The organism is Salinihabitans flavidus, assembly GCF_900110425.1.
Taxonomy (GTDB): Bacteria; Pseudomonadota; Alphaproteobacteria; order Rhodobacterales; family Rhodobacteraceae; genus Salinihabitans; species Salinihabitans flavidus.
Map to the genome: position 1 here is coordinate 84,477 of NZ_FODS01000002.1, position 17,532 is coordinate 102,008.

The 17,532-nt window shown below is 62.1% G+C and carries 19 protein-coding genes; 8 read left to right on the forward strand and 11 right to left on the reverse strand.

The genetic code is table 11. The annotated features are described in order from the left end of the window. The first annotated feature begins 44 nt into the window (after nt 1–44). Together BMW66_RS02315 and BMW66_RS02320 are read left to right on the forward strand one after the other, a co-directional pair. Nucleotides 45–1,445, forward strand: coding sequence for a selenium-binding protein SBP56-related protein (locus tag BMW66_RS02315; RefSeq protein ID WP_093115028.1), 1,401 nt, complete (start codon nt 45–47; stop codon nt 1,443–1,445). Beyond that, nucleotides 1,446–2,117, forward strand: a complete 672-nt coding sequence (locus BMW66_RS02320) for a hypothetical protein (RefSeq protein ID WP_093115029.1) — start codon at nt 1,446–1,448, stop codon at nt 2,115–2,117. It begins immediately after the preceding gene. Nucleotides 2,118–2,131: 14 nt separating this feature from the next. Here the strand turns inward: BMW66_RS02320 and BMW66_RS02325 are convergent, their stop codons facing one another. After that, nucleotides 2,132–2,830, reverse strand: coding sequence for a winged helix-turn-helix transcriptional regulator (locus BMW66_RS02325; RefSeq protein ID WP_093115030.1), 699 nt, complete (start codon nt 2,828–2,830; stop codon nt 2,132–2,134). Nucleotides 2,831–2,923: 93 nt separating this feature from the next. Here BMW66_RS02325 and BMW66_RS02330 point away from each other — a divergent pair, with 93 nt between their 5' ends. From BMW66_RS02330 to BMW66_RS02340, 3 genes are all read left to right on the forward strand, one after another. After that, nucleotides 2,924–3,241, forward strand: coding sequence for a tautomerase family protein (locus BMW66_RS02330; RefSeq protein ID WP_245729304.1), 318 nt, complete (start codon nt 2,924–2,926; stop codon nt 3,239–3,241). 89 nt (nt 3,242–3,330) lie between these two features. After that, nucleotides 3,331–3,732 carry a group I truncated hemoglobin gene (locus tag BMW66_RS02335; RefSeq protein WP_093115032.1) on the forward strand — a complete coding sequence of 134 codons (402 nt, stop codon included), beginning with the start codon at nt 3,331–3,333 and terminating at the stop codon, nt 3,730–3,732. Nucleotides 3,733–3,788: 56 nt separating this feature from the next. Next, the gene (locus BMW66_RS02340) at nt 3,789–4,154 is read left to right on the forward strand and encodes a cupin domain-containing protein (RefSeq protein WP_093115395.1); all 366 of its coding nucleotides are present in this window, start codon (nt 3,789–3,791) and stop codon (nt 4,152–4,154) included. Between the two features lie 187 nt (nt 4,155–4,341). Here the strand turns inward: BMW66_RS02340 and BMW66_RS02345 are convergent, their stop codons facing one another. From BMW66_RS02345 to ectA, 3 genes are all read right to left on the reverse strand, one after another. Next, nucleotides 4,342–5,760 (reverse strand): aspartate kinase, encoded by a 1,419-nt coding sequence (locus tag BMW66_RS02345; protein ID WP_093115033.1) that lies wholly within the window; start codon nt 5,758–5,760, stop codon nt 4,342–4,344. 61 nt (nt 5,761–5,821) lie between these two features. Beyond that, nucleotides 5,822–7,087: a diaminobutyrate--2-oxoglutarate transaminase gene (ectB, locus tag BMW66_RS02350; RefSeq protein WP_093115034.1), complete on the reverse strand. Its 1,266-nt coding sequence runs from the start codon at nt 7,085–7,087 to the stop codon at nt 5,822–5,824. A 33-nt stretch (nt 7,088–7,120) separates the two neighbouring features. After that, complete coding sequence (gene ectA / locus BMW66_RS02355) at nt 7,121–7,687, reverse strand: diaminobutyrate acetyltransferase (RefSeq protein ID WP_093115035.1); 567 nt, start codon at nt 7,685–7,687, stop codon at nt 7,121–7,123. Between the two features lie 84 nt (nt 7,688–7,771). Between ectA and BMW66_RS19960 the strand changes: the two genes are divergently transcribed. After that, on the forward strand, nt 7,772–7,969 hold the full coding sequence (locus BMW66_RS19960; RefSeq protein WP_139196108.1) for a hypothetical protein: 198 nt from the start codon (nt 7,772–7,774) through the stop codon (nt 7,967–7,969). Between the two features lie 121 nt (nt 7,970–8,090). On the opposite strand, the gene BMW66_RS02360 is transcribed toward BMW66_RS19960, so the two are convergent. The 7 genes from BMW66_RS02360 to BMW66_RS02390 form a co-directional block, all read right to left on the reverse strand. After that, nucleotides 8,091–9,158, reverse strand: coding sequence for a TRAP transporter substrate-binding protein (locus BMW66_RS02360; RefSeq protein WP_093115036.1), 1,068 nt, complete (start codon nt 9,156–9,158; stop codon nt 8,091–8,093). Between the two features lie 45 nt (nt 9,159–9,203). Next, the gene (locus BMW66_RS02365; RefSeq protein ID WP_093115037.1) at nt 9,204–10,745 is read right to left on the reverse strand and encodes a TRAP transporter large permease; all 1,542 of its coding nucleotides are present in this window, start codon (nt 10,743–10,745) and stop codon (nt 9,204–9,206) included. Beyond that, nucleotides 10,742–11,245, reverse strand: coding sequence for a TRAP transporter small permease subunit (locus tag BMW66_RS02370; RefSeq protein ID WP_093115038.1), 504 nt, complete (start codon nt 11,243–11,245; stop codon nt 10,742–10,744). Before BMW66_RS02370 ends, BMW66_RS02365 begins: the two co-directional genes overlap by 4 nt. 213 nt (nt 11,246–11,458) lie before the next feature. After that, nucleotides 11,459–11,902 carry a universal stress protein gene (locus tag BMW66_RS02375; RefSeq protein ID WP_342741835.1) on the reverse strand — a complete coding sequence of 148 codons (444 nt, stop codon included), beginning with the start codon at nt 11,900–11,902 and terminating at the stop codon, nt 11,459–11,461. A gap of 25 nt (nt 11,903–11,927) precedes the next feature. Beyond that, complete coding sequence (locus BMW66_RS02380; protein WP_093115039.1) at nt 11,928–13,214, reverse strand: TRAP transporter large permease; 1,287 nt, start codon at nt 13,212–13,214, stop codon at nt 11,928–11,930. 10 nt (nt 13,215–13,224) lie between these two features. Then, nucleotides 13,225–13,827, reverse strand: a complete 603-nt coding sequence (locus BMW66_RS02385) for a TRAP transporter small permease (RefSeq protein ID WP_093115399.1) — start codon at nt 13,825–13,827, stop codon at nt 13,225–13,227. A 98-nt stretch (nt 13,828–13,925) separates the two neighbouring features. Beyond that, the gene (locus BMW66_RS02390) at nt 13,926–14,945 is read right to left on the reverse strand and encodes a TRAP transporter substrate-binding protein (RefSeq protein WP_093115040.1); all 1,020 of its coding nucleotides are present in this window, start codon (nt 14,943–14,945) and stop codon (nt 13,926–13,928) included. A gap of 447 nt (nt 14,946–15,392) precedes the next feature. Between BMW66_RS02390 and BMW66_RS02395 the strand changes: the two genes are divergently transcribed. Next, nucleotides 15,393–16,583 carry a CaiB/BaiF CoA transferase family protein gene (locus BMW66_RS02395; protein ID WP_093115041.1) on the forward strand — a complete coding sequence of 397 codons (1,191 nt, stop codon included), beginning with the start codon at nt 15,393–15,395 and terminating at the stop codon, nt 16,581–16,583. Further along, nucleotides 16,580–17,521, forward strand: coding sequence for a hydroxymethylglutaryl-CoA lyase (locus BMW66_RS02400; protein ID WP_093115042.1), 942 nt, complete (start codon nt 16,580–16,582; stop codon nt 17,519–17,521). Before BMW66_RS02395 ends, BMW66_RS02400 begins: the two co-directional genes overlap by 4 nt. The last annotated feature ends 11 nt before the right edge of the window (nt 17,522–17,532 follow it).

Below are 17,532 nucleotides of genomic sequence, written 5' to 3' on the forward strand. Positions count from 1 at the left end.
CCAAGACTGCCCATCACGGGCTTGTTCATTCAAGGGAGGTAGACATGACTATAAGACCGGACCCGACATTTCACGCCACCGCGCAGCTTGCCATGCAGGCCCCGGTGGAGAACTACGGCTTCACAGTGATGCTCAGTCCCGATGGCGCGCAGCCTGACGGCATCGCCGTGATCGACCTGAACCCGAAATCCGACAGCTATGGCAGCATCGTCCATCAACTTTTGATGCCCAACAAGGGAGACGAGTTTCATCATTTCGGCTGGAACGCCTGCTCGTCATCGTTGTCACCGCTGTCGGGCCATGCCTTTCTGGAACGGCGCTACCTGATCGTTCCGGGCATTCGGTCCTCGCGCATCTATGTGATCGACACCAAGGATCCGCTGGATCTGAAAATCCACAAGATCATCGAGCCTGAAGAAGTCTTTGCCAAGACCGGCTATTCACGCCCGCACACGATACACTGCGGTCCGGAAGGGATCTATGTCTCGACGCTGGGTGGCGGTGGCAAGGATGGCACGGACGGCCCGCCGGGCATCTTCATCATGGATTGCGAAACCTTCGAGATCATCGGCCAGTATGAAATGGACCGGGGCAAGCAGGACAAGCACTACGATTTCTGGTGGAATCTGCCGCAGGATTACATGGTCAGTTCGGAATGGGGCCTGCCGCCGCAATTCGAGAACGGCATCGTGGCCGAGGATCTTCTGTCCAACAAATACGGCCACTCGATCCATTTCTGGGATCTGCGCCGCCGCAAGAACATCCAGACAATCGACTTTGGTGAGAACTACCAGATGGCGCTGGAAATTCGGCCCGCGCATGACCCAAAGAAATCTCATGGGTTCTGCGGCGTGGTGGTGGACACGACCAACCTGCAAGGGGCGATCTTCACTTGGTGGCGTGGTGACGATGGCACCTGGCAGAGCAAGAAGACCATCACCATCGACCCGCGCCCGGAAAAACCCGAGAACCTGCCGCCCTTGTTGCAGGGGTTCGAGGCCGTGCCGCCGCTGGTCACCGATATCGATCTCAGCCTTGATGACAAATACCTTTATGTCGCCTGCTGGGGGCTGGGCGAGATGCACCAGTATGATGTGTCTGACCCGATGAACCCGGTTTTGACAGGCAAGGTGGAACTCGGCGGCATCGCGCGTGGCACCAAACACCCGGGCGGCGGTGACTTCGCCTTCGGACCGCAGATGGTCGAGATCAGCCGCGACGGCAAGCGGGTCTACTGGACCAACTCGCTCTACTCCACATGGGACGAACAGTTCTATCCGGGGCAAGAGGGCGGTCAAATGGTCATGGCCCACGTCGGCGAGACTGGCGGGCTGGAGCTTGAACCGGATTTCTACGTCGATTTCCCGAAGGGCTACCGGGCACACCAGATCCGGCTTGAGGGCGGAGACTGCTCGACCGACAGTTTCTGCTACCCCAACGTCTGAATGGAACTCGACACAAGCACGATGACGGCTCTTTGGGGGGCCGTCATCCTTTCGGGTTTCTATCACGGGGTCAATCCCGGCATGGGTTGGCCGCTGGCGGTATCCGCTGGCCTGATGGAAGGCCGGAACAGGGCCATGGCAAAAGCCATCGGCGCGCTTGCCGTCGGGCATCTGCTGGCCATGCTGGCAATTCTGCTGCCCTTCTCGATGATGACCGCTTTGGTCAACTGGCAGAAAGAGATTCGCATTGGTGCCGGTGCGCTGGTGATCGCCGCAGGGATCTATCTTTTGATCAATCGCAGGCACCCCAGATTTCTGTCCCGGATCCACCCCACAAAGCTGGTGCTGTGGTCTTTTCTGGCCGCGATGGCGCATGGGGCCGGGTTGATGTTGGTCCCGATCTACCTTGGCATTTGCGGTGTTGAAACGGCAGACGGTGGCCACGACGCGGCACGGGAACTGATGGGGCAGAACATCGCCTCTGCCGTCTTCGTAGCTTTGGCGCACACTTTGGCCATGACCATCGCGGGCGGCGTGATTGCTATGGCAATATACTTCTATTTCGGCCTGAAGTTTCTGTCGCGCACATGGTTCAATCTTGATGTGCTCTGGGCATCAAGCCTCATTCTGGTCGGTTGTTTCGGGATTTACCTTGCCTTTGAGGGCCATTGATGAGGCAAACCGGGTCAGCTCGCGCGCTTGGGCTGCTGCGCGAACGGGCTCAGCCCCAGCCAGGACTGCATGCTGTCGGCAAGCGACGTGTGGCCGACCATCGACAGCTTGCCCTCGTCAGTGGCGCGCGCCACCGTTTTCAGACCCATCCAGATCTCGGTCATGGTGCGAAGATCGACGTGGACATAAAGATCCACGTCGAATCCCGGATCGACATGGCAAAGATCGACGCTGCGATCCGGCTCAACGATGAGCCACCACTTGCGCTGCGAAGGCGGCAATTCGGAATACAGGAACTCTATCACGGTCCTTCGGTCGGGCACCGGATCGGTATCGAGGTTGCGCCTCATGTCCCACATCAGAAGCTCGGGGTCGAGGTTCGAGAGTGAGGGCTCGGTCTCGACCCATTTCTGCCCCCACATGCCAATCGCCTCAATCACCGGCGATAGATCGCGCCCGGCCTGTGTCAGGCGGTAGGCATCGACCTCCGGCGATCCCGGCAACCGTTCGCGTTTCAGCAGTCCGGCAGCCTCAAGTTCGCGCAGGCGCTTGGACAGCAATGCAGGTGACATGCGCGGCACGCCGCGCCGCAGTTCGTTGAAGCGTGTGGAGCCGGCGATAAACTCCCGCAACAACACGATCGTCCACCGCGTGCATAAAATCTCCGCTGCCATGGCAACGGGACAGAACTGCTTGTAGCTCGCGTTCGTCATCGTGACCTTCCTTCTCCTGGCTGTGGATCCAAGGATGCCACAGGCACCCCGATCCGGGCTAGTTCAGAAACAGTATCGGGGCTGGTTCAGTCCGTGAACTGGTCAGACCTCGTCCGGGGATGGCAGATTGGCACCGCATCGGATCGAACCGATGTCACCGAAAACGAAGCCGTAGAGGAGGATCGTGTCATGCCGCTTGTGGACATACAGTTGATTGAAGGCGTCTTCGACGCTGATCAGAAGAGGAAGATGATAGAGGACGTGACCGAGGCGATGGTCCGCATCGAGGGCGAGCCCCTGCGCGGCGTGACCTGGGTCCGTGTCCAGGAGATCGCAAGCGGCGCATGGGGCATAGGGGGCAAGGCCATGACGGCAACCGATGTCAAGTCGGCACAGGCACAAAGCGCCTGAGCCGATTGAGATCCCGACCGGGAAAGGTGCGGCCCGCGTGCATTCCACCCGATGCCGCACCTTTGGCAGACAGCCAAGGAGGTGAACGAATGACAGACACGACGGTAGACCAATTGGTCAACGTTACACTCTACCACCGGCTCGGCGCCTCTGCCGGGATTCGGCGACTCGTCGACGGTATCGTTGACGCGCACCTGAGAAACCCGACGATCAAGGCGCGTTTCCTGCCCTATCTGGAGTGTCCCGAGAGGGTGGCGGAGATCAAGCATCAGACCTGCATGTTCTTCTCGGCCGAATGCGGCGGTTCCGACATCTATCGCGGCCGCAGCATGGCAGAGACCCATCGTGGGATGAATATCAGCGAAGCGGAATACGAGGCCGCAGTCGACGACATCATCGCCACCATGACCGAGCAAGGACACGACGAGGCGTCGCGGACCGAGGTACGCTCGATGCTCAACTCCCTGAAGGACGACATCGTGGGCGTATGATGTCCGCCAGCATCGCGGACCCACCGCTGAAAACACCGGAAAAGGACACACCGACCATGTCACAAACCATTGAAACCAGACGATTCGAAACTCCGGACGAAGCGCTCGACATGAAAGAGCGGGGTGGAATCGATATCGTTCGGACAACCGCCGGAACAACCGGCATGTATGCGACCTTCGAACCGGGCTGGACCTGGGAACGGGATGAAAAGCCTCTTCTCGGTTCGCCCGACACCTGTCCCATGCACCATACCGGCTACTGCATCGGTGGAAGGCTCGTGGTTCGCATGGTGGACACAGGGGCGGAAACGACCATCGAGACGGGAGATTTTTTCGAGATCCCGCCGGGTCACGACGCCTATGTGGACGGGTCCGAGCGTGTCGAGCTGATTCTGTTCGAGGCTGCGTCGCAGCATCACTGACGCGGCCGGGTGCCGGGGGCATTGTCCCCGACGCTGACGAGGAACCGGGCCAACAGAGCGACCGATGCGGCGGACAACAGCGCCACGCCGTCCCGGTATGAGCGGAGGTTCAGGTGCACGAACTCGCGGCGTGGGCGAGGGTGCTCCACCGCCACCCCGGGCAGGCGTCCACGCAGGGGCGGCCACCTTATCTCGCGGCGATCGCGTCCTGCTCTACCAGTGCGGCATGCAGGGCCTTGACGGCCTCGGCCATCTGCTCGCTGTCGACAATAAACTGCACGTCAACATGCCGCCCCGTATCCTGCACCGCGATGGGATCGATGCCAGCCTCGGCCAGCGCATTCAGCCCTCGGCGGGGCACCTGAAGCCCCGACATGTTGCTGCCCACCGCACTGACCAGCGCGACCTTGCGCATTTCAATCTCGGCGGCCGGATAGGAGGTCAGAATCTCCTTTTCGACCCTCTGCATGGCCTTGAGCGTGCCATTGACGTAGTGCGTGATCGTGTTGGCATTGGACGATTTGGAGACGATCCAGACATCGTGGCGGGTCAGTGCCTTGAGTATGGCGGCGTCATAGCCTTTCACGCCGACCATGTCCTGCTCAAACACCTGAAGTGCGAGAATGGGAAGCCCGGTGACCATCTCGACGCGGGGCGGGCCGCTTGTGTCGGAATCGATCAGCGTGCCCGGATCGCCCGGATCGAAGGCATTCACGATGCGCAACGGAATCTCGGCCTGGCGGAGGATCTTGGCGGCGGAGGGGTGGATCGCCTCCATGCCGAGGTTCGAAAGCTGGTCGGCCATGTCGTAATTCGTATGCCCGATCTTGACGACGCAATCCTCCCCGACAAGCCGCGGATCGGCGCTGGAGAGGTGGAACTCCTTGTGGATGACGGCCTCGCGGGCCGCAGTCCGCGCGGCCAGATGCGCGAAAGTGACCTCGGAATAGCCGCGGTCGTACTCGCGCATCAGCCCCTCTCGGCACTGGGCGTAGCCGGTGACAACCGGCATTTCGCGCGCAAGGTCAACATCGGCGAACGCATCGTCCAGGCGGGTGGCGAGCGCAGGCTGGCTTTCGTCACGCCAGCCGGTCAGGTCAATCAGCCGGGCATTGATACCGTGCCGGGCCAGCATGAGCACGGTGACATGGGCCGAATGGGCCTCCCCCAGTCCCGAAAGCAATTCGCGGATGGTCATCATGTGCTGGTTGAGCCGGAAATGCCCGTAGGAACACAGGCGTTGCAGATCAATCAGGAAAGAGCGCGCACCCTCGATCCGATCACGAACGAACTCATCGGCGGCGCGCTGGTCGCCGGGATCGTCGAGCAGGCGTCCATGGGCCTCGCACATAGCATTGGCAACGGTGTTGAGCGCGTTGCTCCAGCCCATGCTGCTGTCTTCGGCGGCAAACTGCGCGTAGACGCCGGGCGAGCCGGACTTCTTGTTTTCCAGAAGCAGATCGGTGATGCCGCCATAGGCGGACACAACGAAGACCCGCTGGTAGAGATCGGCGCCGGGGCCGCCCCGTTTGAAAAGCGTGTCGATCAACTCGTTGGAGCGGCTCATTGTGGTGCCGCCGATCTTCTCGACCGTATGTTCAGCCATGGGAGCTCCCTGCCCGGTAAATGCGCTCCGCGCCGTCAGGACGACCACGCGATCGCGTGCCTCAGCTGCCCGCCACGACGCCGGCCGCGGCACCGATGATGTCGAGCCCGGCCTCCAGCTGTTCCATTGGGATGGTCAACGGAGCGAGCACTTTGACGACTTCGCCATGGGCGCCCGAAGTTTCGATGATCAGGCCGCGCTCGAAACAGGCGGCGCAGATCCGATCTGCAAGCTCGCCCGAGCCCACGTCGATGCCGCGCATCATCCCGCGCCCTTTCAGCGTTGCCCCCGGGACATGCGCCGCGACGGCCTCCAGCCCCTTTCGCAGGGCATCGCCCTTGCGGCGAACCTCGACGGCGAAGCTCTCATCACTCCAGAATTTTTCCAGCGCCACGCGTCCAGTCACGAAGGCATGGGTGTTGCCGCGGAAGGTGCCGTTGTGCTCGGCCGGCGACCATATGTCATACTCGGGCCTGATCAGCAGCGCGGCGAACGGCAGCCCGTAGCCCGAGAAGGATTTGGCCTGCGTGACCATATCGGGCGTCACGCCCATCTCCTCGAAAGAAAAGTAGTGCCCGGTGCGCCCGCAACCGGCCTGTATGTCGTCGACGATCAAAAGCGCGTCATGCGCACGCGCGAGCTTCTCCACCCCCTGTAGCCATTCGGCCGAACAGGCATTCAGCCCGCCCTCACCCTGCACCGTCTCGACGATAAAGGCCGCCGGCGCGTCGATCCCGCTCGACGGGTTGGCAAGCATCGCCTCCATGACCTTGAGGGTATCAACGTCCGCGCCCAGCGACCCTTCATAGGGCATATGCGTGACGTCACCCAGCGACACGCCGCCGGCACCCTGGCGTTTGCCGGCGTTTCCGGTCGCCGCCAGCGCTCCGAGTGTCATGCCATGAAAGCCGTTGGTGAACGCGATGATGTTCGCACGTCCCGTCACCTTGCGCGCCAGCTTCATCGCCGCCTCGACGGCGTTTGTGCCGGTGGGCCCGGTCATCATCACCTTGTAGTCCATGCCGCGCGGTTGCAGGATCAGCCGCTCGAAGGCCCGCAGGAACTCGGCCTTGGTGTCGGTATACATGTCCAGCCCGTGGGCGATCCCGCCCGCAGTGATGTGTTCGATCAGCGCGGCTGTCATGTCCGGATCGTTATGGCCGTAGTTGAGCACCGAGCAGCCCGCGAGAAAGTCAATGTATTCACGCCCCTCGATGTCGCGCATTGTCGCATTCTCGGCGCTGGTGAAAATCGCCGGAAGGCTGCGGCAATAGCTGCGCACCTGAGATTCGCGACGTTCGAAGATATCGGTTCTGGTATGAGTCATCTGCGGTCCCGTTTGTCTGGGGTTGCATTGGGCCTAGGAAGCCACGCTTGCGTCGCTCTCGTCGGAGGTTTTGTCTTCATCGCGGGCCCCCGAGGCATCGAATTCGCCGATGGTGACCATGTATTCTGTGGCATGACGTCCCTCGAAATGCTCTTCGCGCTCATAGTGGGGTTCACGCTCGAGGTCGGCATCCATCCGGTCGGCAAAGGAGTTGAACAGTGCCCAACTCGCCTCGTTGTCCGCCGTGATCGTGGTACGAAGCCGTGTCACCCCCGCGCAGATCTCGCGGGCCAGAAGATGGTCGAGCATGCGCCGTGCCACGCCCATCCCGCGCGCCTTAGCGTCGACGGCGACCTGCCAGATAAACAGCGATTCGGGATCGCTCGGTTCGATGAACGCCGACACCCAGCCGACAACAGTGCCGTCGAGTTCGGCGACAACGCAGGTGTCGCCGAACTGGTCGCACTGCAAGATGTTGCAATACATGGAATTTTCATCCAGCGGTCCGCTATCCTGTATAAGCTGCCAGACATCGGCACCATCCTCGGATGTCGGTGCCCGCAGGGTAAGGCCGTCATCGGTACCCTCTTGAATTGCCATTGTTCCGCCTTTCCCGCAGCATGATCAGAATTCGCTATGCGATCATAGATCATTGCACGCTCCTAGTCTTTGGCTTTCTGGCGCATGGCGGCATTCTTGCGGGTCAAGCGGTCAGAAACCAGCGGCTCCTCTTCTGTCCGGAAGACCTTTAACAGACAGATCAAACGCCTGAAAACCTGTGTCGGTATAACGTCGGTATTGCGTCGGTATCGCATCGGTGCCGATTTCCGCGCAAAGCGTCCTGAACAGGGCGTTCGGCAAGGTTCTGTTCATCAAGGTTGAGATCGGGTTGACGCAGGACGGATCACGCCGCCCGCGCGCATTTCCCGCCCCAAGACGCTGAGAGCGGTGGCAAGCGGCAGGGGCGGGCCCGCTCAGGGCCCCGCCCCTGCCGGAAGCGAGATCAGCCGCGGCCGGTCAGCATCGGGACGGTCATGTCCTTGGCGTAGCGCTGCGCCTGAACGAGGTAGGCGTCATAGCTTTCGCGCACGCGCGCCACGTCCGGGTTGGCCTCGGTCAGATCGTTCTGCACCTCTTCCCACGCCTCGCGCATGGCGGTGACAATCTCCTCGCTGAAATGCAGGAACTTCACGCCCTCTTCGCGCAGCGAGGCCATCGCCTGCGCGTTGTAGTAGTCGAATTGCGCCTGCGTCTCCAGCGCGGCAGCATAGGACGCCGCCTGACAGATCATTTGCAGATCGGCAGGCAACTCGTCCCATGCATCCTGATTGAAGACCACCGCAAGACCCGCGCCCGGCTCATTGTAGGCCGGCAGGTAGCAAAGGTTGGTCACCTTCTGAAGGCCGAACGCCTGATCGAGCATCGGACCCACCCATTCGGCGGCGTCGATCGCCCCCGATTGCAGCGACTGGAAGATTTCCGGCGGCGGCATCAGCACGGCATTGACGCCGAGTTTGCGGTAGATCTCCCCGCCCAGACCCGCGATGCGCATGTTCAGGCCATCGAGATCGCCGACGGTGTTGATCTCTTTCTTGAACCAGCCACCCGATTGCGTGTTGGAGTTGCCGGAATAGAACGCCTTGAGGCCCCGCTGGGCATAGATGTCATCCCAGAGCTCTTGACCGCCGCCCCATTTGAGCCACGCGAAATGCTCGTTCGATGTCATGCCGAAGGGCACTGCGGTGAACCAGTGCAGCGCGGAGTTTTTCCCGGCGGCATAGTAGGTGGGGCCGTGTCCGACGGGCGCGTTGCCCTGCTGCACGGCATCCTCGACGGCGAAGGGGGGCACCAGTTCACCGCCCCCGTGGACGCGGAAACTCAGCCGTCCGTCGGACATGGTTTCAACCATCTTCGCAAAACTCTGCACGTTCGTTCCGACGCCGGGGGCGTTCTTGGGAAAGGCGGTGGGCAGGTTCCACACGATATTGCCTTGCGCCACGGCTGGGCTTGCAAGGCTGCCTGCGGCGGCGGCGACGCCGACACCGCTGGCCAGGAATGTTCTTCTTTTCATCTTCTCCTCCGAGTTTTCAGTTTTCAGGTTCGTTTTCGTCTGGGGTCAGAACAGCACGCCGGGCAACCATGTTGCAAGCGGCGGAAAGGCGATCAGGATGCCCAGCCCGATCAGTTGCAGGACAACGAACGGGGCCACGCCGATATAGATGTCGCGGGTGGTGATGTGGCGCGGCGCGGTGGACCGGAAGTAGAACAGCGCAAACCCGAAGGGCGGCGTCAGGAAACTGGTTTGCAGGTTCATCGCAAGCAGCACGCCGAACCAGACCGGCGAGACATCGCCCCCGAGGATCGGCGGCCCGAGAAGCGGGATGACGATATAGATAATCTCCACCGCTTCGAGGATGAACCCGAGCAGGAACACCAGCCCCATGATGACCGCCAGCGCGCCCCATTCCCCGCCCGGCAGGTTCGCCATGAGCTCGGACACCAGATCGTCACCGCCGAAGCCGCGAAAGACCAGCGCCAGAAGCGAGGCCGCGACAACGATGCCGAACACCATCCCGGTGATCTTCAGCGTGTCGCTGGTTGCGACAACAAGAACATCGGTGCGCAGCAGGGTGCGCATCGACAGTGCGATGGCGAGCACCAGAAGCGCCACGAAGAAGGCAGCCAGAACGATCAGGCCGGTCCCGTAGCGTCCGTCGGTGACCATGCGCAGCACGACAAGCGCCAGCACCGCCACCGCCCCGAGCGCCACGAGGCGCCGCCCCGTGCCCGGTTCCTGCAACTGATAGCCCGCGAGGATGAGAGCGCCGACCGCGCCGAGGCCGGCCGCCTCTGTCGTGGTGGCGATGCCGGCGAGGATCGAGCCGAGAACCGCGAGGATCATCAGCAGGGGTGGCGCGAAACTTTCGAGAATCTCGCGCGGGCGCGGCTGTGGTCCGGTCTGAACCGACCCCGCCTTGGGGACGCCGCTGCCCCGCAGCGTGGCGAAGATGTAAAGCGCATAGAGGCTGACAAGCACCAGCCCCGGCAACAACGCCCCGGCAAAGAGATCGCCGACCGAAACCGCATCGGGCGCGAAATTGCCCGCCTGCTGCTGCGCCTCGAGGTAGGTATTGCCGATCTGATCGCCTAGTAGCACCAGAAGGATCGAGGGCGGAATGATCTGCCCCAATGTGCCGCTGGCGCAGATGATTCCGCTGGCCAGCCGCTTGGGCACCCCGGCGTCGAGCATCGCGGGCAGGCTGATCAGCACCAGCATCACCACCGTCGCACCGACAATTCCCGTCGATGCGGCGATGATCGCCGAGAACGCCAGAACTGAAAGCGCCATGCCGCGTGCGGAACCGCCGAGCATCCGGCGCAGCACATCGAGCATCTTCTGCGTGACATGGGATTTTTCGAGCAGCACCCCCATGAGCACGAAAAGCGGCACTGCCATCAGAAGCGGGTTGGACATCACGCCATAGACGCGCGCGGGAAAGAAGTTGAGGAACCCAAGATCGAAGGCCCCGAAGGCGCTTGCGATCACGGCGGTGAGCAGCGGCACCCCGGCAATCGCCAGCATGGCGGGAATACCGCTCAGGATGCCGGCGAAGAGGCCGAGCAGCATGAGAGCAAGGAACATCTCGGACAGGATCATGTCTCGCGCGCCTCTGGCGAGAGGACCGCGCCGAGGCCCTGAAGGATCATCAGCCCGCCCGCCAGCGGCAGCGCGGTCTTGACCAGATAGACGCCGCCGAGGCCCCCCGTCTCGATCGCGCCCTCGCGGATCGACCAGCTATAGAGCAGATCGGGCCAATAGGCCCAGATCATCAGGCCGAACACCGGCACCATCAGAAAAAGGAGCGCGGCGGTATCGGCGACGCGGATGTAAGCGGCGGGCAGGCGCTCGGAAATCACTTCCACCCGCACATGGCCGCCGCGCGCCAGACAGTAGGGCAACGACAGGATCATTAGGACCGCAAAGGCATAGCCGGCAAGGTTCTGTAGCTTGATGAAGCCGGTGTCGAAGCCGAATCGCAGAACGACGATGGCCAGAACGCTGGCCACAAGAACGGCACAGGCCGTGCCGCACAGCACTGCGGTGGCCCTGTCCGCCCAGCGGCAGAGCGCCAGGATCAGCGACCTCAGTTTCACCATCGCGCGGCCCCGGCGCCTGCCCGATGACGGCCCCCTGCCCGCCGGGCGCGGAAAGGCCCCGGCGCATCGCAGTCTGTGTGCATGAATTCCCCCCGGTCGTTCGGGACCGTTGGTAATGAAAGGGGGCCAGTGTGCCAAGTGGGAAATGCCCGGCCGCGCCCCGGGGCAAGGGCGCCGCGCCGGCTTTCCCGCCTCGGGCGGTGGGTTCTGGCCTCAGATGACCAGCACGGGAACGGGCGACAGGCCGGTGACCTTGTGCGATACGCTGCCCAGCAGGTAGTTTTCGACCGATCCCATTCCGCGGCTGCCGATCACGATGAGATCGTTCTCGTGCTGCTTGGCGAAAGAGATGATCGTGCGCGCGGGCTGCCCGACCTTGGTGAAGCCGCGCACGCGGGGGGCGCCCTGTTCCGTCAGGATCGCCTTGCCGTGTTCGGCCACCTCCTTGGCGTGGCTGCGCATGGCGTCGTCGATGCTGCCCGGCTCTTGCGTGCGCACCATCGAGAACGACGCCTCCAGCATCGAGTGGTGGCGATAGACCGTCAGGACCGTCACTTCCGCATCGCAGAGCTTGGCCAGGCTGGCCGCCGTGATGAGGGCCTCCTCCGCCCCGGTGGAGCCATCGAAGGGGACAAGGATATTCTTGAACATCGTCATTCCTTATCTGTTTGTTGCACCGGGATCATTTGGCAAAGGCCATGTCCCGCAGGAAAAGGGCGATCTGCGGAAAGAATATCAGCGCCGCGGATATGCACAGCAGGATCAGGATGAACGGCGGCGTGCCGCGCACCACGTCCATGTAGGGCCGCTTGAACACCGCGATGGCCGTGAAAATGTCACACCCGAATGGAGGTGTCGCAGAGCCGATGGCCACCTGCAAGGTGATGATAACGCCCACGAGAACCGGGTCGAGCCCGACACTGTCCACAACCGGGGCGAAGATCGGAACCAGAACGAGGATCACCACGATGGGGTCCACGAACATGCAGCCGATGAAAAAGGCGATGGAGATGACCACCAGAACGCCGATCTGGCCCATTTCGTCGATGCCGATACCGCTCAGGATTTCCTGCGGGATCTGCGCGAAGGAAATGACCCACGAAAAGGCATTGCCCACCGCGACGAGGATGAAGACGACCGCCGTGATCAGCCCGGTGGACTTCGCGGTGTCATACAGCCCTCTGAAATCCAGCTCCCGAAACACCACCATTTCCAGAAACAGCGCATAGAGCACACAGGCCGCCGCGGCCTCGGTCGGGGAAAAGATGCCGCCATAGATGCCGCCGATGATGATCGCCGGAAACCCGAGCGGCCAGAGCGCCCTGCGCGTGGTCGTCATCCGCTCGGACCATGTCGCCCGCTCCTCCGTCGGCACCTTGTGTCTCACCGCGTAGATCCACGAGTAGATCGAGAACAGAACCAGAATCAGAAGCCCCGGCCCGACGCCGGCGATGAACAGCTCGGAGATGGAGGTGTTCGACACCACCCCGTAGATGATCATGCCGATGGATGGCGGAATCAGAAAGGCGATGTCCGAGGAATTCACGATCAGCGCCAGAATGAAGCTGTCCTTGTATCCGGCCTTGAGCATGCGCGGCCGCAAGGGGGAGCCGATGGCGACCACGGTCGCCTGAGTGGAGCCGGACACCGCGCCGAACATCGTGCAGGCGGCGGCGGTCGAAACGGCCAGCCCCCCGCGCATGTGCCCGACAAAGGCCATGACCATGTCGATGAGCCGGCCCGCCGACTGTCCGCGCGTCATGATGTCGGCGGCCAGAATGAACATCGGCACCGCGATCAGAGAGGCCGGACGAATCCCGGCCATCATCTGCTGGACCATGGTCTCCATCTGCCCCATGCCGCCGAAGAGGGTAAAGAACCCGACGAAGGCCGCGACGATGAGCGGGATCATCATGGGAAATCCCAGCAGAAGAAGAACCACCATGATGGAAAAAATCGTGATCGACATGATGCTCTCCTCAGATCTCGATCTCGTCGTCATCGTATCCCTCGAGCACATTGGTCGAGAGATAGATGTCGGGTTGAATCATGTTCTTGATCGCGGTCAGCAGGTACTGAAGCCCGGTCATGAAGAACCCGACCGGCACCCAGACCAGAATGATCCAGACCGGGATCTGCAACGACGGCAGCACCCGGCCGCGCCCGGCCTGCGTCAACATGTATTGCAGCGAATACCACGCCAACCCGAGCATGAAGACCGCGGTGACAAGGGAAATCACGATCATCAGAAGCTTGCGCGGTTTCGACGGAAGCGTGTCATAAATCGCGGACATGCGGATGTGCCGACCCTGCCGCGCCGCATAGGAGATGCCGGCAAAGGTGATCAGGATGATGAGAACGCGGTTGAGCTCTTCGGAAAAGAAAAGACTCGATTGAAAAACGAAACGGCCCACCACATTCGCGATGGTGTTGCAGGCCATCAAGAGAACCCCAGCCGCCAGAAAAACGGATTCGATGCGGGCAATCCCTGTGTCCACGACACCCAAAAGCCCCGGAAGATCCGACTTATAGGCCTTTAAGGGAGCATCGTCTGTCGATGTCGTATCGGTTTGCGACTGAATTTGCGAGCCGTCTTCGTCATGCTCCGTCACTGTCCCATCCCTGAATTTGTTTTCATTGAAAAAACGGGCGCCCTGTGGGCGCCCGTCATTTGTGATCTTCAGTCGGATGTCGCTTCTGCGAGATCCTCTTTCATTTGCTCAAGAATCTCGGCACCGCTATCGCCGGTCATGTCGAGGAACTGCTGCTCCACCGATTCAGCGGCGTCCATGAACGGCTGGCGTTGCTCTTCGGTCAGCCGCGTGACGTTCATTTCCGGCTTGGCTTCCAGGATCGCGTCGAGAGCTTCTTCCGTGAGCCCTTCCTGATACTCGATGATGTGATCGAAGGCGACGTCGATGGCGTCCTGGATCATTTGCTGATCTTCTTCGGACAGCCCGTCATAGAAGTCCTTGTTGGCCATCACGGCAGTGGTGAAATTGTTGTGGCCGGTAAAGGTGATGTGGTCCGTGACCTCATACATCTTTGTGGATTCGACGAAGAACATCGGGTTTTCCTGGCCCTGGATGATGTTCGTTTGCAGCCCGCCGTAGACCTCGCCCCACGGAAGCGGCGTGGGCGTTGCGCCGAACGCCTTGTAGCTTTCCACCAGAAGCGGGTTGGTCATGACGCGGAACTTCACCTCGTCGAGATCGTCGGGCCCGGTCACCGGCTCTTTCGTGGTCATCACCACTTCGCCTTCGGGGAACATGGTCAGCAGTTCAAGCCCCTGTTCGGCGTAAAGCTCGGGGAACATCTCGTTGATGGCCTCGGAGTTGCGGAAGAACCTCGCCAGCGCGTCGGTGTCCTGCGGCAGCAGGTAGGGCACGAAGAAAACCTGCGCCTCGGGGATCAGAGAGCCGGTGAAGCCCGGCGACTGATCCACGAACTGCAGGATGCCGGCCTGTGCCTGCTCCATCGTGTCGGCGGATTCGCCAAGCGTCCCGTAGGGAAAGAGCTGCACGGTATGATCGGAATTCTTCTCGACCTCTTCCTTGAACTTCTGGGCAAAGACGCCCTGAACCTCGTCGATCGCCTCTTCGAAGGCATAGCGCCATGTGTCGGCCGCGGCGACCGTTCCAAGCGCCGAGGCCAGCGCAAAGCCAGTCACGATGTGTCGGATGGGTTTGGTGATTTTCATAAGAAAACTCCCCTCAAGTTTTAGTTTTCTGCGGACCACGCGGCAGCGCGCGGCAGTTTGATCCACAATGTCCGCGCGTATGCCAGCATGACATTTCACACGCGTGTGCGGCCCGTCGGGCGCGCTGTCTGTTCCCGTGCCACATAATTGTGCGGACCCGGCGATCCGGGCGGAACCACGTTTGAGACACATGAACGATGGCCTGTGCAAAGCGAGGTGTCAACTTTCTACATAAAAAAGTCGCTTTTCATCAGGTGTTTCAACGGCAAACCCGCCCGCTCGCATGGTTTGACACATGATTTCAGTGACCATTGCACGAGGCGCACGCAGGTTCGGGGCGCGTTCAGATTACGCTAACCGTTCTTGTTTCAAGAAGGCATATGTCGAAACATTATAATATTCATCATGCGACCGGGAGGCTATGGTCCCCCCAAGGAGGACGCATGAATGACCGATGACTTCAAACCGCTGACCGGACTGCGCGTCATAGAGATGTCGCATATGATCATGGGGCCGTCCTGCGGGATGTTTCTCGGCTTTCTCGGGGCGGAGGTCATCAAGGTCGAACCGCCGGAGGGCGACAAGACGCGCGCGCTGACCGGCATGGGGCGCGGCTTCTACCCCACGTTCAACCGCGGCAAGAAAAGCATCACGCTCGATCTCAAGACCGATGAGGGCCGCGCGGCGCTGCACCGTTTGCTGGATACGGCGGATGTGTTCGTGGAGAACTTCCGCGATCAGTCGCTTGCGAAGATGGGGCTTGCGCCCGAGACGCTGCGCGAGCGCTACCCCGATCTCATCGTCTCGTCGCTCAAGGGGTTTCTGAAAGGCCCCTACGAGAACCGCACCGCCATGGACGAGGTGGTGCAGATGATGACCGGCATGGCCTATATGACCGGGCCGACCGGGCGGCCGCTGCGCATCGGCTCATCGGCCAATGACATCATGGGCGGGCTGTTCGGCGCCTTCGCGGTGCTTGCGGCGCTGTTGCAGCGCGGCAAGGATGGCAAGGGGCACACGCTGCGCACCGGGCTGTTCGAGAACTGTCTTTTCCTCGTGGCGCAGCACATGGTTCAATTCGACATCGAAGGGCGCGAGGCGCCGCCCATGCCGGAGCGCGAGTTCTCATGGCCGGTCTATGACATCTTCGAAACCGCCGAGGGGCGGCAGATCTTCGTCGGCGCCGTGACCGAGGGGCAGTGGGTGACGCTGTGCGATCTGCTCGGGCTTGATCAGTTGCGGAGCGATCCGCGCCTGCAAACCCGTATGGATCAGATCGAGGCGCGGGACTGGACGATTCCCATCGTGGCGCAGGCGGTGCGCGGGCGCGGCTTTGACGACCTGATCGCCGTGTTCGAGGAGGCGGGCATCCCCTTCTCGCCCATCAATCGCCCCGCAGAGATGTATGACGATCCGCATGTGAACCGCCCCGGTGGCCTGCATGTGTCGCATCTGCCCGAGGGGCAGAGCTATCGCGCGCCGGGCTTTCCCTTCGAGGTCGATGACCATGCGGTGATGAGCGCGGGCGCCGATATCGCCGGGATCGGGCAGGATACGCGCGATGTGCTGGGCGCGGCGGGGCTGTCGGAGTCGGAGATCGCCGCCGCAAGCGGCGCAGGGCGCCGGGTGACCGCATGAGCCGGATCGACGCCATCTACCCCGCCGACCGGATCACCCTGCGCGAGGTCGGCCTGCGCGACGGCCTTCAGATCGCCCGCTCCCACCCCGCGACGGAGGCGAAACTCAACTGGCTGGAGCGCGAGGCCGCGGCGGGCGTGCGCCATTTCGAGATCGGCTCTTTCCTGCCGGCGGGGCGGTTTCCGCAGTTCGCCGACGTAGGCGCCATGATCGAAGGGGCGGAGCGGCACGATCTGCATTCCGCGGCCCTGACGCTCAATGAACGGGGGGCGGAGGCGGCATTCGCCACCGCGATCCGCGAAATGGTCTGCGTCGTGTCGGCCACCGAGGAACACAGCGAGGCGAACATGCGCCGCTCGCGCGGCGACGCCGTCGATCTGGTTAGGCAGATCGCGGCGCGGCGCGACGCCGAGGCCCCCGGCAAGATCGTCAACGCGGGGATCGCCATGGCCTTTGGCTGCTCGCTCGCCGGCGATGTCGCCCATGACGAGGTGCTGCGGCTGGCGGACGCCTGCCTTGAGGCCGGGGCCGATATTGTCGGGCTGGCCGATACCGTGGGCTATGCCGGGCCGAAGGCGGTCGGCGAACTCTGCGCGCGCATGTCCGGTGTTTGCGCGGGACGCCCCTTCATCATCCATTTGCACGACACGCGCGGCATGGGCGTGGCCAATGCCGCCGCCGCGCTCGACAATGGCGCTCGGGTGATCGACGCCTCTCTGGGCGGGTTGGGCGGCTGCCCGTTCGCCCCCGGCGCCACCGGCAATGTCGTATTCGAGGATATTGTCTATCTTGCCGAAACCATGGGGTTTGCCACCGGGATCGACCTGGACACCCTCAAGACTGCCCGGCGCATCGCGGAGGAGGCGATGCCCGACGATGACTTTCACGGGGCGCTGCATCGTGCGGGCCCACCTCAGAACGCGCGATGGCGCGCCTGATTTTCAACCAA